The organism is Falsiroseomonas stagni DSM 19981, from assembly GCF_900114315.1.
GTDB lineage: Bacteria > Pseudomonadota > Alphaproteobacteria > Acetobacterales > Acetobacteraceae > Falsiroseomonas > Falsiroseomonas stagni.
In genome coordinates this window covers 135,725-150,203 of sequence record NZ_FOSQ01000004.1, presented here as the reverse complement: position 1 = coordinate 150,203, position 14,479 = coordinate 135,725, and the positions used below count along the sequence as shown (strand labels likewise).

Annotated in this window: 13 protein-coding genes; 2 read left to right on the top strand and 11 right to left on the bottom strand. The window is 69.7% G+C overall.

Annotated elements, in window-relative coordinates; all coding sequences use genetic code 11:
* Positions 1-49: 49 nt before the first annotated feature.
* The 6 genes from BM041_RS13115 to BM041_RS13090 all read right to left on the bottom strand — a co-directional run bounded on the left by BM041_RS13115 (position 50) and on the right by BM041_RS13090 (position 6,831).
* Entirely contained in the window at positions 50-2,029 is a 1,980-nt protein-coding gene (locus BM041_RS13115; RefSeq protein WP_092960146.1) for a methyl-accepting chemotaxis protein, read from the bottom strand.
* Positions 2,030-2,102: 73 nt separating this feature from the next.
* Positions 2,103-3,098: a branched-chain amino acid ABC transporter permease gene (locus BM041_RS13110; protein WP_092960144.1), complete on the bottom strand. Its 996-nt coding sequence runs from the start codon at positions 3,096-3,098 to the stop codon at positions 2,103-2,105.
* Between the two features lies 1 nt (position 3,099).
* Positions 3,100-3,951, bottom strand: coding sequence for a branched-chain amino acid ABC transporter permease (locus tag BM041_RS13105; protein WP_245762069.1), 852 nt, complete (start codon positions 3,949-3,951; stop codon positions 3,100-3,102).
* A gap of 104 nt (positions 3,952-4,055) precedes the next feature.
* Complete coding sequence (locus tag BM041_RS13100) at positions 4,056-5,306, bottom strand: ABC transporter substrate-binding protein (protein ID WP_092960140.1); 1,251 nt, start codon at positions 5,304-5,306, stop codon at positions 4,056-4,058.
* 45 nt (positions 5,307-5,351) lie between these two features.
* Positions 5,352-6,062 carry an ABC transporter ATP-binding protein gene (locus tag BM041_RS13095; RefSeq protein WP_092960138.1) on the bottom strand — a complete coding sequence of 237 codons (711 nt, stop codon included), beginning with the start codon at positions 6,060-6,062 and terminating at the stop codon, positions 5,352-5,354.
* Positions 6,055-6,831, bottom strand: a complete 777-nt coding sequence (locus BM041_RS13090) for an ABC transporter ATP-binding protein (protein WP_092960136.1) — start codon at positions 6,829-6,831, stop codon at positions 6,055-6,057. The genes BM041_RS13095 and BM041_RS13090 overlap by 8 nt, the downstream gene beginning before the upstream one ends.
* A 287-nt stretch (positions 6,832-7,118) precedes the next feature.
* Between BM041_RS13090 and BM041_RS13085 the strand changes: the two genes are divergently transcribed.
* Both BM041_RS13085 and BM041_RS13080 read left to right on the top strand, forming a co-directional pair.
* Entirely contained in the window at positions 7,119-8,159 is a 1,041-nt protein-coding gene (locus BM041_RS13085) for an MBL fold metallo-hydrolase (protein ID WP_092960134.1), read from the top strand.
* A gap of 115 nt (positions 8,160-8,274) precedes the next feature.
* Positions 8,275-8,871 (top strand): type 1 glutamine amidotransferase domain-containing protein, encoded by a 597-nt coding sequence (locus BM041_RS13080; RefSeq protein WP_092960132.1) that lies wholly within the window; start codon positions 8,275-8,277, stop codon positions 8,869-8,871.
* 26 nt (positions 8,872-8,897) lie between these two features.
* On the opposite strand, the gene BM041_RS13075 is transcribed toward BM041_RS13080, so the two are convergent.
* Genes BM041_RS13075 through BM041_RS13055 form a run of 5 tightly spaced genes read right to left on the bottom strand, consistent with a single transcriptional unit; the run spans position 8,898 to position 13,980 of the window.
* Positions 8,898-9,632, bottom strand: a complete 735-nt coding sequence (locus tag BM041_RS13075; protein ID WP_092960130.1) for an ABC transporter ATP-binding protein — start codon at positions 9,630-9,632, stop codon at positions 8,898-8,900.
* Positions 9,629-10,462 (bottom strand): ABC transporter ATP-binding protein, encoded by an 834-nt coding sequence (locus BM041_RS13070; RefSeq protein ID WP_092960128.1) that lies wholly within the window; start codon positions 10,460-10,462, stop codon positions 9,629-9,631. Before BM041_RS13070 ends, BM041_RS13075 begins: the two co-directional genes overlap by 4 nt.
* A complete protein-coding gene (gene nikC, locus BM041_RS13065) occupies positions 10,459-11,352 on the bottom strand; it encodes a nickel transporter permease (protein WP_092960126.1) in 894 nt (297 codons plus the stop codon). The genes BM041_RS13070 and nikC overlap by 4 nt, the downstream gene beginning before the upstream one ends.
* Positions 11,349-12,356, bottom strand: a complete 1,008-nt coding sequence (locus BM041_RS13060; RefSeq protein WP_092960124.1) for an ABC transporter permease — start codon at positions 12,354-12,356, stop codon at positions 11,349-11,351. The genes nikC and BM041_RS13060 overlap by 4 nt, the downstream gene beginning before the upstream one ends.
* Before the next feature lie 10 nt (positions 12,357-12,366).
* Complete coding sequence (locus tag BM041_RS13055; protein ID WP_092960122.1) at positions 12,367-13,980, bottom strand: ABC transporter substrate-binding protein; 1,614 nt, start codon at positions 13,978-13,980, stop codon at positions 12,367-12,369.
* Between the last annotated feature and the right edge of the window lie 499 nt (positions 13,981-14,479).

The window sequence follows — 14,479 nt, the reverse complement described above, 5'->3', positions numbered from 1 at the left end:
GCCCAATGACCGGACAAGCTGCCCCGGTCGTCAGCAGAACCCGCCGATATCAGGCGGCGATGGGCATGCCGCTGCCGGCCAGGGACTCCACCTCCGCCTCCGTCAGCGCGGCGGCGAAGGCCAGGCGGAGTTGCCCGGCTTCCTGGCCCAGCACGCGCACCGCCAAGGCGCGGCCGATGGCCGGCATCTCCAGCGACGCCTGCGTGCCGGCGGGCAGCGCGGGGGCCTGGCGCAGCGCGGCGCCGCCCCGGGCGATGTTCTCCACCCGCACGGCATGGACGCGCCCCCCTTCCCGCAGCACGGCCGGCAGATCCGCGGGGAAGCGCGGCGCGCCCCGGCGATCCACCGCATCGGCCGATCCGCGCACGGCGTCCACCAGCGCGCGGCGCAGCGCGCCCATGCCATCGGCCACGCTGGCAGCCGCGCCATTCACCGTCGCCGCGCGGTCGCCGAGTTCCCGGCTGGCATCGCCGACGGCGGCGATGCGCCCCGCCATGTCCCGCGCCGCCGTGGCGGTGGAGGAGACGGTGCGAGCGATATCCGTCGTCGCGCCCTGCTGCTGCGCCATGGCGGTCGCGATGCTGCCCGCGATGGTGTCGAGTTCGGCGATGGTGCCGAGCGTCGCCCGCACGGCGCCGACGGCGGCCTCTGTCGCGGTGCCGACTTCCTGGATGTGGCGGGCGATCTCCTCCGTGCTGCGGGCGGTCTGCGTCGCCAGGGACTTCACCTCGGAGGCTACGACCGCGAAGCCCTTGCCGGCGTCGCCGGCGCGGGCGGCCTCGATCGTCGCGTTGAGCGCCAGCAGGTTGGTCTGGCCGGCGATGTCGCCGATCAGGCGGGCGACGTCGCCGATGCGCGCCACCGCCTGCTGCAGCCCGGCGATGGCCTGGGTGCCGGCCTCCGTCTCCCGCACCGCGCGGCCGGTGGCGGTGGCGGCGGCCTTCACCTGGGAGGCGATGCTCTGGATGCTGGCGGTCATCTGCTCGGTCGCGGCGGCGCCGTTCTCCGCATTCTCCAGCACGGCGCGGGCGGCGGCGCCGACTTCCGCGGTGGTGCCGGCGGCGGCGGCGGCGCGGTCGCTCATCGCATCGGCATCGGCGGCGACCTGCGCGACCTGGTGGCCCATGGCTTCCGCCGCCGTGCGGGCCTCCGCCTCCACCCGGTCCGCCATGGCGCGGAGCGAGCGGGTCTCGGCGGCATGGGCGGCTTCCCGGATGGCGTCCTGTTCGTCGCGGAGGCGCACGGCGTCGCGGCTGCGCTGCTTCAGCACTTCCAGCGCCGCGGCCATGGCGCCGACCTCATCCCGGCGGCCGGCCTCTGGCACCGCGATGTCGAGGCTGCCTTCCGCCAAACGCTCCATCGCACCGGTCAGGCGGGAGAGCGGGCGGATGACCTGGCGGCGCAGCAGCAGGATGGCGGCCAGGCCGGCCAGGACGGACAGGCCGCCGATCACCAGCAGCGCGGTCAGGCCGAGCGTGCTGCCATGGTGCTTGATCTCCGCCGTCAGCGCATCGGCTTCCGCCATGAAGCGCTGCGTCGCGGCATCGAGGGCTCGGTTCACCGCACTGCGGTTGGCGCGGTTGGCTTCGTTGTTGCCGAGCCGGTCGGCGCCGGCGGCCCCTTCGACCAGCGCGACCCTTACCATCTCCTCCCGGAAGCGCATGAACTCGCGGAGTGAGGCGGCGACGGGCGCCACGGTGGGGTCGCCGGGGGGCGTCTTCGCCTCCAGCTCCTTCAGGTGGCGGTCGAGGTTGGCGAGGTGGCGGCGAAGCCCGGCGGCGAAGCGGTTGACCTCCGCCATGTCCTTGCTGAGGTAGAGGCCGCGGCTTTCCATCACCGCGGCATAGACCTGGCCATCCAGCTGCGCCGTCAGCCGGGCGCGGGCGAGGGCCACCTCCATCTCCTCCACATCGCCATTGTAGCCCGTGACGATGTAGAGCGCGGCGACGCCACCCCCAACGCCACAGAGGGCAAGCAGGACCAGGACGATCTGGATCCTCGCGGCGAGCGTCCGGAAAAATCGCGGCATCGTGATGCACCCCAGGGGTCTGGGATGCAGCCTTGCACCGGAAGTCTTAACCGTTGCTGTAGGGCTGCCGGCCCTACAGCTTCACCTTGAGCAGGTGCCCGACCTCACCCACCAGGCCGCGGCGGAAGGCGAGCACGGCGGCGATGAAGATGACGCCCTGGATCACCAGCACCCAGGCGCCGAATTCCGCCAGGTAGGTCTGCATGGTGACGATGAAGGCCGCGCCCGCGACAGGGCCGAAGATGGTGCCGAGGCCGCCGACGAGGGACATCAGCACGACCTCTCCGGACATGGTCCAGAGCACGTCGGTCAGCGTCGCGATCTTCATGGCCAGCGCCTTCACCGCGCCGGCCAGGCCGGCGATGCCGGCGGAGAGGACGAAGGCCATCAGCTTGTAGTCGTCAGTGCGGTAGCCGAGCGAGATGGCGCGCGGTTCATTGTCCCGGATCGCCTTCAGCACCTGGCCGAAGGGGGAATGGACGACGCGGTGGATCAGCAGGAAGCCGCCGAGGAAGACGCCGGCCACCACCCAGTACATCGCGAAATCACTGTCGAGGCTGAATACGCCGAACAGCGAACGGCGCGGGATGGCCTGGATGCCGTCCTCGCCCCCCGTGAAGGGGGCCTGGACGCAGAAGAAATAGACCATCTGGGCCAGCGCCAGGGTGATCATGGCGAAGTAGATGCCGGTGCGGCGGATAGCGAGCCAACCGAAGGGGATGCCGAGCAGCGCGCCGGTGGCGCCGCCGAGCAGGATGGCGACCTCCGGCGTCACGCCCCATTCCTTGGCGGCATAGCCGCTGACATAGGCGCCCATGCCGAAATAGGCGGCGTGGCCGAAGCTGAGCAGCCCGACATAGCCGATCAGCAGGTTGAAGGCGCAGGCGAACAGCGCGAAGCACAGCAGCTTCATCAGGAAGAAGGGGTAGATGACGAAGGGGCTGGCCACGACGATCACGACCAGCGCCAGGAAGGCGGCGGCCTGCGGGCGGGTGAAGCCGAAGAACACCTCCTCGTCCACGGAAGGGGCGCCGGGCGATGGCGCGGTGGCGATGCTGCCCTCGGCCATGTCAGGCCCTCCCGAACAGGCCGGCGGGGCGCGTCAGCAGCACCACGGCCATGATGACGAAGACGACGGTCTGCGAGGCTTCCGGCCAGAACACCTCCGTGATGCCCTGGATGAGGCCCAGCATGAAGCCGGTGACGATGGAGCCCGCGATGGAGCCCATGCCGCCGATGACGACGACGGCGAAGACGGTGATGATGAAGTTGGCGCCCATGGCGGGGCTGACGGAATAGATGGGCGCGGCCAGCACGCCCGCGAAGGCGGCCAGCGCCACGCCCGCGCCGTAGGTCAGCGTCATCATCAGGGGCACGTTGATGCCGAAGGCCTGCACGAGTTGGGGCCGTTCGGTGGCGGCGCGGAGGTAGCTGCCGACCTTCGTCTTCTCGATGATCAGCCAGGTGGCAAGGCAGACGGTGCTGGCGGCGATCAGCACCCAGACGCGATAGCCCGGCAGGAAGAAATCCCCGAGTTCGAGGTCGAGGGCGGCGAATTCACGCGGCGGCGCGTAGCGCTGGCCGGAGGAGCCGAAACTGTTGCGGAGCAGGCCCTCGATCACCAGGGCGCAGCCGAAGGTCAGCAGCAGGCCGTAGAGATGATCGATGCGATACAATCGCGCGATCATCGTGCGTTCCATCGCGACGCCGATCGCGCCGACGATCAGGGGCGCGAGGATGAGCGCCGGCCAGTAGCCCACGCCGAGCCAGGACAGCAGCATCCAGGCGACGAAGGCGCCCAGCGTGAACTGCGCGCCATGGGCGAAGTTGATGACGTTGAGCATGCCGAAGATGACGGCGAGGCCGAGCGACAGCAGCGCGTAGAAGGCACCGTTGATCACGCCGAGGACGACCTGCGGCATGGCCAGTTGGATTTCGAACAGCAGGTCTTCCATACCGCAGCGCTTGCCCCGCTCAGGTGGTCAGACAGGAAGGCCCCGGGGGATCACCCCCGGGGCGGTCGGCATCAGGACCGGACGAGGCTGCAGCCACCCTCGGTGATCGGGCGGAAGGCCTCGTTCGCCGGGATGGTGGAGACCAGCTTGTAGTAGTCCCAGGCGCCGCGGCTTTCGGCGGGGGTCTTCACCTCGAACAGATAGGCCGGGTGGACCTTGCGGCCGTCGGGGCGGACCGTGCCTTCGCCGAAGGCATCGTCGCTGGTCGGCATCGCCTTCATGCGGTTAGCGGCTTCCGCGCCGCTGGCCTTGGCGGCCGCGACGCCCATATCCGCCACTGCCTTCAGGTAATGCAGCACGCCGGAATAGCAGCCGGCCTGCACCATGGAGGGGCGGAGGTTGCCCGGCGTGGCGCCGAGGCGCTGGGTGAAGGCGCGGGTGCGGTCGTTCAGATCCCAGTAGAAGCTTTCCGTCACGACCAGGCCCTGCGCGACTTCGAGGCCCAGCGAGTGGACGTCGGTCACGAAGACCAGCAGGCCGGCGAGCTTGGTGCCGCCGCGGGTGATGCGGAATTCCGCCGCCTGCTTGATGGAGTTGATCGTGTCACCGCCCGCATTGGCCAGGCCGATGACATTGGCGCGGGACCGCTGCGCCTGCTGGAGGAAGGAGGAGAAGTCCGTCGTGCCCGGGAAGGGCGTGCGGACGCCACCCAGCACGCGGCCCCCGGCGGCGTTGACGAAGGCGGTCGTGTCACGTTCCAGCGCATGGCCGAAGGCGTAGTCCGCCGTGATGAAGAACCAGGTCCGGCCGCCCGCCGCCACCATGGCGCCACCCGTGCCCTTGGCGAGCATGTAGGTGTCGTAGGTCCAGTGGATGGTGTTGGGGGAGCAGGCGGAGCCCGTCAGGTCCGACGTCGCGGCGCCGGAATTGATGAAGAGCTTGTTCTTCTCCCGCGTGATGGTGCTGACGGCGAGCGCCACGGAGGAGGTCGGCACATCGACGATCACGTCGATGCCGTTCTGGTCGTACCACTGGCGCGCGACGGTGGAGCCGACATCGGGGCGGTTCTGGTGGTCCGCCTGCACGACTTCGACATTGATGCCGCGCTGGGTGATGCCGGATTCCCGCACCGCCATCTGCACGGCGTGGGTGGAGCCCGGGCCGGAGATGTCGCGATAGAGGCCGGACTGGTCGTTCAGCACGCCGATGCGGATGGTGTTCGCGGCCTGCGCGCGGGCGCTGCGATAGGGCAGGCCACCGAGGGCCGGCAGCGTGGCGGCGCCGACGGCACCCTTGATGATGGAACGGCGGTCGAGACTCATGCTTGCTTCCTCCGATGGGGGTCCAGGTGAACCGGCCGACTGGGCTTACACGCCCAGGTATTCGTGCAGGCGGTCGAGGCTGGCGGTGAGTTCATGGTTCGCCACCTCATCCACGACGCGCCCGTGTTCGACGACATAGTGCCGGTCCGCGACGGTCTGCGCGAAGCGGAAATTCTGCTCCACCAGCAGCACGGTGAAGCCGCGCTGCTTGATGTTGCGGATCATGGCGCCGATCTGCTGGACGATGACGGGGGCGAGGCCTTCCGAAGGTTCGTCCAGCAGCAGCAGCCGCGCGCCGGTGCGCAGGATGCGCGCGATGGCGAGCATCTGCTGTTCGCCGCCCGACAGCTTCGTGCCCTGGCTGCGCGCGCGTTCCTTGAGGTTGGGGAAGAGGGTGTAGATCTCCTCCAGGCTCAGGCCGCCCGGCGCGATCACCGGGGGCAGCATCAGATTCTCCGTCACGTCGAGCGAGGCGAAGATGCCGCGCTCCTCCGGGCAATAGGCGATGCCGGCGCGGGCGATCAGGTCGGGGCGGAGGGTCAGCATCTCCCGCCCCTCGAACTTGATGGACCCGGTGCGGCGGCCGGTGAGGCCCATGATGGCGCGGAGCGTGGAGGTCTTGCCCGCGCCGTTCCGGCCGAGCAGCGTCACCACCTCCCCCTGCCGGATGTCGATATTCATCCCGTGGAGGACATGGCTTTCGCCATACCAGGCTTCCAGGTCGCGCACTTGCAGCATCGCGGTGGCGTCAGCCATGGGCGGTACCCCCCGAGATGCCGGGATCGGTGCCGAGATAGGCGGCCTGGACGTCGGGGTTGCGCGACACCGTGGCGTAGTCCCCCTGCGCCAGCACGCTGCCGCGCGCCAGGACGGTGATGGTGTCGCAGAGACCCTCGACGACCTTCAGATTGTGTTCGACCAGCAGCACCGTCCGCCCCGCGGCGACGCGGCGCACCAGGGCCACGATGCGATCGACGTCGTCATGCGTCATGCCGGCCGTCGGTTCGTCCAGCAGCATCATGGTGGGCTCCAGCGCCAGCGTGGTCGCGATCTCCAGCGCGCGCTTGCGGCCGTAGGAGAGTTCGCCGGCGTTGTGGCGGGCGTACTCGGTCAGGCCCACATCCTCCAGCAATTCCATGGCGCGGCTGTCGTAGCGCTTCAGCAGCGATTCCGGCCGCCAGAAATCGAAGGAATTGCCCCGCGCGCGCTGCAGCGCGAGGCGCACATTCTCCAGCACCGTCAGGTGGGGAAACACCGCCGAGATCTGGAAGGACCGCACCAGGCCGAGCCGCGCGATGTCCGCGGGCTTCAGGTTGGTGATGTCGCGGCCTTCATAGATGATCTTCCCTCGCGTCACCGGCAGGAACTTGGTCAGCAGGTTGAAGCAGGTGGTCTTGCCCGCGCCGTTGGGACCGATGAGGCCGTGGATCGTGCCCCGCCTGACCTGCAGGCGCACGTCGCTGACCGCGACAAAGCCGCGGAACTCCTTCGTCATTCCCTCGGTCTCGAGGATCGTGTCGGACACCCTCGAACGCCTCCCATTGCCCCTGGCGCCGGACGAGGTCGTGGGGCGCCGGGGGGCGCCCGACCGGTGATCCGGTCGGGATGCCCCCGGCGCATGCCCGCCGTGCGCTGCCTGCATTCATGGAGGGGCGCGGCGCGCGACGCAAGGGCGCATGTGGCTGAAACAGTGGGAAGCCCGGAGGCTACCGGCCGGTGTTGAACGGCTGCCGGCGTCACGCCCGGCGCGATGGCCGGGGTGGCCCCTGCCCGCCCCGGGCTGTAGGCAGGACAACGGCAGATGAAGAGGCCATGACCATTCCCGACGGCGAGGTTTCCGCCCCACGGCTTCCCGATCCCCCGCCCCCCGGGGAGGCGGTGGCGATCCGCACCGGGCTGCTCTGGGTCCGCATGCCGCTGGCCGGCCCGCCGTGGCATGTGAACTGCTGGCTGCTGCGGGACGGGCCCGGCTGGCTGCTGGTCGATGCCGGGCTGGACCGGCCGGAGACGCGGCGGGCCTGGGAGGCGATCCTCGGCACCCACCTCGATGGCCTGCCGGTGACGCGCGTGCTCGTCACCCATTTCCACGCCGACCATGTCGGGCTGGCCGGGTGGATGTGCGACCGCTGGGGCGCGCCGCTGCTGATGGCGCGCAGCGAATACCTCCAGGCCCGGCTGCTGCTGCTGGAGGCGCCGGAGTCGCTGCTGGCGGAACAGGCCGCGCTGGGGGAGGCCGCCGGGGCGCCGGCCGAGTACCTGCGGCACCTGCTGGGGCGACGCCCTTTCTACCGCCCGGATGTGGTGCCCCTGCCGCTGCGCCACCGGCGCATCGCCGCCGGGCAGGTGCTGCGGGTGGGGGAGACCGACTGGACGCTGCATCGCGGCGGCGGCCATGCGCCGGAGATGATGCTGATGCACGATGCGGCACAGGGCGTGCTGATCGCGGCCGACCAGGTGCTGCCGCGCATCTCCCCCTATGTCGGCGTCTTCCCGCCGGAGCCGGAGGCCGATCCGCTCTCCGATTTTCTCGAGTCGAACCGCCGCCTGCTGGCACTCCCGGAAGGCACGCTTGTCCTGCCCTCCCACGGCGATCCCTTCTTCGGGCTGCATGACCGCATTGCCGTGCTGGCCGCGCATCACGCGGAACGGCTGGCGCTGCTGGAGGACATCTGCGCCACGCCGCGCACGGCCTATGAGGCCGCGCGGCTGATGTTCCAGCGGGACTACGACATGGACCAGATGCTGTTCGTGATCGGCGAGGGGCTGGCGCATCTCAACTGGCTGCTGGCGCGCGGGCGGCTGGTGGCGGCGCGCGGCGGCGATGGCGTGGTGCGGTATCGCGTGGCCGGCTGAGACAACCGCCTGTTCCCCGGACGCGGCGCGATCCGCGGTGGTGCTGTGCCTGGCCCGGGGAACCGCGGCGGGTGCGGCGCGCTCTGCCCCGGAACACGTCGAGGAGCATCCGGGCATGGCTGGTGAACTGAACGGGAAGAAGGTCGCGGTGCTGGCGACCGATGGGTATGAGCAGGTGGAGCTGACGGAGCCCGTCCGCGCGCTGCGGGACGCGGGCGCCAGCGTGACCATCGTCTCCCTCAAGCCCGGCACGATCCAGGGCTTCCGGCATGACGAGAAGGGCGACAGCGTCGCGGTGGACCAGACGCTGGAGGAGGCGAAGGCCGAGGGCTTCGACGCGCTGGTGCTGCCCGGCGGCGTGATGAACCCGGACACGCTGCGCATGACGGAGAAGGCCGTTGCCTTCACGCGGCACTTCGTGACCAGCGGCAAGCCGATCGCCGCCATCTGCCACGGCCCCTGGACGCTGATCGAGGCCGATGGCGTGCGCGGGCGGCGCATCACCTCCTGGCCGTCGCTGAAGACGGATCTGCGGAATGCGGGCGCGATCTGGGAGGATTCGGCGGTCGTGACCGACCAGGGCCTCGTCACCAGCCGCAACCCCGGTGACATCCCGGCCTTCTGCCGCAAGATGATCGAGGAGTTCCGCGAGGGGCGGCATGACCGCCGTGGCGCGAACGACCAGCAGGGTTCGACGCAAGCGGTGGGCTAAGCCTCCAGGTCGCGCGATAGCGCGGGTCAGCCATCTAGGTCGCGCGATAGCGCGATGAGGTCGCGGGTGTGGGGGTGTTGGGCCTGGCCGGCGCGGAGCGCGGCGACGTCCAGCGCCTCCACCACCTTCCCCTGCTGCATGACCGCGAGGCGCTCGCAAAGATGCGCCACCACGGCGAGGTTGTGGCTGACCAGGATGCAGGTCAGCTGCCGGGCGGCGCGGAGGTCGGCCAGGAGGTTCAGCACCTCCGCCTGCACCGACACATCCAGCGCGCTGGTCGGCTCATCCAGCAGCAGCACGGAGGGGTCCGCGATCAGCGCACGCGCGATCGCGACCCGCTGGCGCTGCCCGCCGCTGAGCTGGTGCGGGTAGCGGAAACGGACGATGGGAGAGAGGGAGACTTCCTCCAGCGCGCGGCGGATCCGGGCCTCCGCCCCGTCCAGGCCATGGATGGCAAGCGGCTCCGCCAGGATGCGGTCCACGGTCTGGCGGGGATGCAGCGACCCGTAGGGGTCCTGGAACACCATCTGCACGCTGCGGAAGAAGGTGCGGTCGCGCTTCGGGCCGAGTGCCCTGCCCTGCAGGCTCATCGCGCCGGTCCAGCCGGGGATCAGACCCGCGAGCGCGCGCAGCACGGTGGATTTGCCGGAGCCGCTTTCGCCCACCAGGCCGAAACTCTCCCCGGCCGCGATGGCGAAGGAGACGCCGCGCACGGCGTGCACGGCGCCGAAGCGGACATCGAGGTCCTGAACCTCGATCACGCGAGCCACCGGGGATCGCGCGCCAGCACGGGCAGCCGGGCACGCGGGGCATCGAGGCGGGGCATGCAGTCCAGCAGGCCGCGGGTATAGGGATGCGTCGCGGCGTGCAGGTCGCGCGCCGCGATCTCCTCGACGATGCGGCCGGCATACATCACGGCGACGCGGTCGCAGAAGCGGGAGACGAGCGGGAGGTCGTGGCTGATGAGCATCAGGCCCATGCCGCGATCGGTGACGAGGCGATCGATCAGGCGCAGGATCTCGGCCTGCACGGTGGCATCGAGGGCGCTGGTCGGCTCGTCCGCGATCAGCAGGTCCGGCTGCGGCGCCAGCATCATCGCGATCATCACGCGCTGGCCCATGCCGCCGGAGAGTTCATGCGGATAGGCATCATAGACGCGCCTGGGATCGCGGATCAGCACCTGGTCCAGCAGGGACATGGCGGCGTCGCGGGCTTCTTTCGCGGAGCCGCGCCGGTGCGTGGCCCAGGCCTCCGCGATCTGCGCGCCGGCGGTCATGATGGGGTTCAGGGAGAATTTCGGGTCCTGGAGCACCAGGCCGATGCGGGCGCCGCGGAGCGCCCGCATGGCGCGGGGCGTGGCGGCCGCGATGTCGATGCCATCGAAGCGCAGCGACCCTGCCACGCGCGCCTGCGGCGGCAGCAGGCGCATCAGCGCGCGGCCGGTGACGGATTTGCCGGAGCCGCTTTCGCCGACGATGCCGAGCTTCTCCCGCCCCATCGTGAGCGACACGCCACGCACGGCGGGAACGAAGCCGTTCGGGCCGGGGAAATCGACGCGGAGGTCGTTTATCTCAACCAAAGGGTTGGTCATCGCTGCTTCGGGTCCAGCACGTCCCGCAGCCCGTCGCCGAGAAGGTTGAACGACAGCGACGCCAGGAAGATCGCGATGCCCGGGATCACCGGCACCCACCACTGGTCCAGGATGAAGCGCCGGGCCGTGGCGATCATCGTGCCCCATTCCGGCAGCGGCGGCTGCGCGCCCAACCCCAGGAAGCCGAGCCCGGCCGCCGTCAGGATGATGGAGGACATGTCCAGCGTGACGCGAACGATGAGCGAGGGGATGCAGACCGGCGCGACATGGCGCAGCACGATCCGCCAGGGGGAGGCGCCGGCCATCCGCACGGCGGCGATGAAATCGGCATCGCGGATGCGCAGCGTCTCTGCCCGCGCGAGCCTTGCATAGGGCGGCCAGGCGGTCAGCGCGATGGCGGCGACCGCGCTCTCCACGCCGGGCTTCATGGCGGCGACGAAGGCCAACGCGAGGATCAGCCGGGGGAAGGCGAGGAAGACGTCCGTGACGCGCATCAGGATGCGGTCGAGCCACCCGCCCGCATAGCCCGCGGCACAGCCCACCAGCAGCCCCACGGGCGCCACCAGCAGCACCACCGCGACCACCATGCCGAGCGTGATGCGCGCGCCGTAGAGGATGCGCGTCCAGACGTCCCGCCCCAGCTCATCCGTGCCGAACCAATGCGCGGCGGAGGGGGGTTGCAGGCGGTTCGCCAGGTTCTGCGCGCCGGGATCATGGGTGGCGAGCAGCGGCGCGAAGACCGCCATCAGCAGCATGGCCAGCGCCACCGCCAGCCCCGCCACCGCCAGCGGGTTGCGCCGGAACGCCAGCCAGGCCTGGTAGCGCCGGCCCCAGGCGGCCTGCCTGCGCGAAGCAGGCTCAGATGAGAGAAGCCAATCCGAGGAAATCATCGCACCCTCGGGTCCAGCAGGCGGTAGAGCAGGTCGGCGAAGAGGTTGAGCACGACATAGATCAGCCCGACCACGAGCGTCGCCCCCAGCACGGCGTTCATGTCGGCGTTCAGCAGGGACACGGTCAGGTATTGGCCGAGGCCGGGCCAGGAGAAGATCGTCTCCGTCAGCACCGCGCCCTCCAGCAGCCCCGCATAGGTCAGCACCAGCACCGTCACCAGCGGCACGGCGATGTTGCGGAAGGCGTGGCGCCAGATGATGCGGGTTTCCGACAGCCCCTTGGCGCGGGCGGTGGTGACGTATTCCGATGACAGCTCCGCCAGCATGAAGGCGCGGGCCATGCGGGCGATATAGGCGAGGGAGAAGAAGGCCAGCACCCCCGCGGGCTGCGCCAGATGCGCCAGCGCGTCCCAGAAGGCGCCCCAATCCCCGGCCAGCAGGGCATCGACCGTCAGCACGCCGGTGCGGACATCGACCATATCCTCATAGGCGATGCCCTGGCGGCCCGGCCCCGGCGCCCAGCCGAGCTTGGCGTAGAACAGCAGCAGCGACAGCAGGCCGAGCACGAAGACCGGCAGGCTGTGCCCCGCCAGGCAGAAGAGCCGCACGGACTGGTCGAGCCAGCCCCCCTGCCGCACCGCCGCCAGCACGCCGAGCGGCACGCCGACCAGACTCGCCAGGATGATCGCGACCGTCGCCAGTTCGAAGGTGGCGGGAAAGAAGCGCGCGATATCCTGCGTGACGGGATTGGCCGTCATCACCGATCGCCCAAGGTCGCCGGACGCGATCTGCACGACGAATCTGAGAAACTGCTCGATCAGGGGCCGGTCGAGGCCGAGTTCGAGTCTCGCCCTCTCCACCACCTCCTGCGGCGCGCGGTCGCCGACGATGGCGAGCACCGGGTCGATGGGGACGACCCGGCCGATCAGGAAGGTCACCAGCACCAGGCCGAACAGCGTGATCGGCACCGTGACCAGGGTGGCGCCGAGCGCCTTCAACCTCACTGAGGCAGCCTCACGCCTTCACAATGCCGGAAAAGCTGGTGCGGTCGCTCATCGGCCCGAGTTCGAGGCCGGTGACATTGGCGCGGGTCACCGCCACCTCGATCTCCTGCAGCAGGATGACGAAGGGGGAGACCTGCTGGTGTTCGCGCTGCAGCGCCTGGTAGGTGGCGACGCGGCGGGCCCCGTCGGTATCCGTCACCGCGGCGGCGGTGCGGGCGGTGAGGTCCGGGATCTCCCAGCTCGCGCGCCAGGCCAGCGTCCGGTTGCGGGCGTTGTCGCCATTGTCCGGGTTCATGCTGAAGGCTTCCGCATTGCTGTGCGGGTCGAAATAGTCGGACCCCCAGCGGACGATCGCCATCTCATGCTGCCGGGCGCGGGTCTTGGTGATGACCTGCCGCATCTCCCCGGCCACCATCCGCAGGCGGATGCCCACGGCGCCGAGCTGCGCCTGGATGGCCTGGGCGATGTCGGAGATCGGCGCGCCGGAGCTGTAGTCCAGCGCCACCTCCAGCCCGTTCGGGAAGCCGGCCTGGCGGAGCAGCGCGCGGGCTTCCTCCTGCCGCTGGGCGAAGGGCTTTTCCGTCAGCGCGCCGGGCAGGCCCTCCGGCAGGAAGGCCTGGTGGACGGCATAGGTGGTGGAGACGATGTTGCGCTGGATGCCCTCATAGTCGATCGCCAGCTTGATGGCCTGGCGGACTTCCGGCCTGGCCAGGGCGGGGTGGCGCTGGGACAGGCTGAGATACATCAGGCTGGCCTTGCGCTGGGGCATGACACGGAAGCGGCTGTCGGACCGCAGCGCGTTGATCTGGTCCGCCACCAAATTGCGGGCGATGTCGATGTCGCCGCGCTGCAGGCCGAGCAGCTGGGCGGAGCTGTCCAGCATGTGGCGGATGATGATCCGGCGGGTGCGCGGCGCGGGATCGGCATTCGGGTTGGCGTCGAGCATGACGCTCTCGCTCGCCCGCCACTGGCGGAGCACATAGGCGCCGCCGCCGGCGGAATTCTGCTTCAGCCAGCCATTGCCGAGATCGTCACCCTGGGCGCGGGCCATGACCACCGCCTTTTCCACGATCGATCCGACCGCGGCGGAGAGGCAGTAGTAGAGGAAGCTGGGCGAGGTCGGCGCGGCGCATTCGAGGACCAGGGTGCGGGCGTCGGTCGCGCGGATTCGCGCCTCCGCATTGTCCCTGGTGAAGCCGAACTGGTTGATGATGAAGGCGGGCGACTTGTTGAGGATGGCGGCGCGGCGGAGCGAGAAGGCCGCATCCTCCGCCGTCACGGGCGCGCCGGAGGCGAATTTCGCGCCCGCCTTGAGGGTGAACGTAAAGATCCGGTTATCACTCGTGGCCCAGCTTTCGGCCAGGTCGCCGACCAGCCGCGCCGGATCGTCGTTCGGGGTGGTCACCAGCTTACGGTAAACATTCCCGATGATTTCGGTTCCGGTATATTCGAATGCCTCCGCGGGATCGAGACTGGTGATGTCGTCGATCTGCTTGGCCATGACGATGACGCCGGGCGGGGACTGCGCGGTGGCCGGCCCGATTCCCGGGGCCAGGAAGGCCGTTGCGGCCCCGGCGGCGGTGCCGGTGGCGAGCAGGGCACGGCGGGTCACGGTTGGCAGCATGGGGGATCCTCCGGGGATGGCGGAGAGCGTAGCGGCAGCGCCGCGCTGGCGGGAAGCCCAGAGGAACGGAACTTCTTTTTAGACGAAGCTCGTAAAACGCCACATCACGCAATCGTGAGTAGTCATTGCCGCAACCCGGATCGCGGCCATGATCCGCATAAGTTGAGACGGCGAGGGTTATCGGCTGACCCGCAGCCGGCTGCGGCTTTTTTGATGTGCCGTTGGCGCACATCCAACAACGTCTAGAAATTAGGACTATAATTAGTCTTGCAACCGACGGGCGCACAACTCATAAATTCGTTACCGGCTCAATAAAGCCACGCATCGCAGCCCAACCGGGACCGCGGTGCAACCACCAACCCACCCCTGGCGAAGGCCGCGGGGCAGACCAGAAAGGGATCACCCCATGTCGTTCTCCGATTTCCGCCGCCTCGTCGCCGCTCTCCGCCAGGACGAGAAGGGCGTGACCGCCCTCGAATACGGCCTCATCGCCGCCATC

What these genes read in the sequence shown, in the direction of transcription:
- BM041_RS13070 (WP_092960128.1), bottom strand. Translation starts at nt 10,462, where the DNA reads ATGACCAACCCTTTGGTTGAGATAAACGACCTCCGCGTCGATTTCCCC.
- BM041_RS13110 (WP_092960144.1), bottom strand. Translation starts at nt 3,098, where the DNA reads ATGGCCGAGGGCAGCATCGCCACCGCGCCATCGCCCGGCGCCCCTTCC.
- BM041_RS13100 (WP_092960140.1), bottom strand. Translation starts at nt 5,306, where the DNA reads ATGAGTCTCGACCGCCGTTCCATCATCAAGGGTGCCGTCGGCGCCGCC.
- BM041_RS13085 (WP_092960134.1), top strand. Translation starts at nt 7,119, where the DNA reads ATGACCATTCCCGACGGCGAGGTTTCCGCCCCACGGCTTCCCGATCCC.
- BM041_RS13080 (WP_092960132.1), top strand. Translation starts at nt 8,275, where the DNA reads ATGGCTGGTGAACTGAACGGGAAGAAGGTCGCGGTGCTGGCGACCGAT.
- nikC (WP_092960126.1), bottom strand. Translation starts at nt 11,352, where the DNA reads ATGATTTCCTCGGATTGGCTTCTCTCATCTGAGCCTGCTTCGCGCAGG.
- BM041_RS13115 (WP_092960146.1), bottom strand. Translation starts at nt 2,029, where the DNA reads ATGCCGCGATTTTTCCGGACGCTCGCCGCGAGGATCCAGATCGTCCTG.
- BM041_RS13105 (WP_245762069.1), bottom strand. Translation starts at nt 3,951, where the DNA reads ATGCCGCAGGTCGTCCTCGGCGTGATCAACGGTGCCTTCTACGCGCTG.
- BM041_RS13095 (WP_092960138.1), bottom strand. Translation starts at nt 6,062, where the DNA reads ATGGCTGACGCCACCGCGATGCTGCAAGTGCGCGACCTGGAAGCCTGG.
- BM041_RS13055 (WP_092960122.1), bottom strand. Translation starts at nt 13,980, where the DNA reads ATGCTGCCAACCGTGACCCGCCGTGCCCTGCTCGCCACCGGCACCGCC.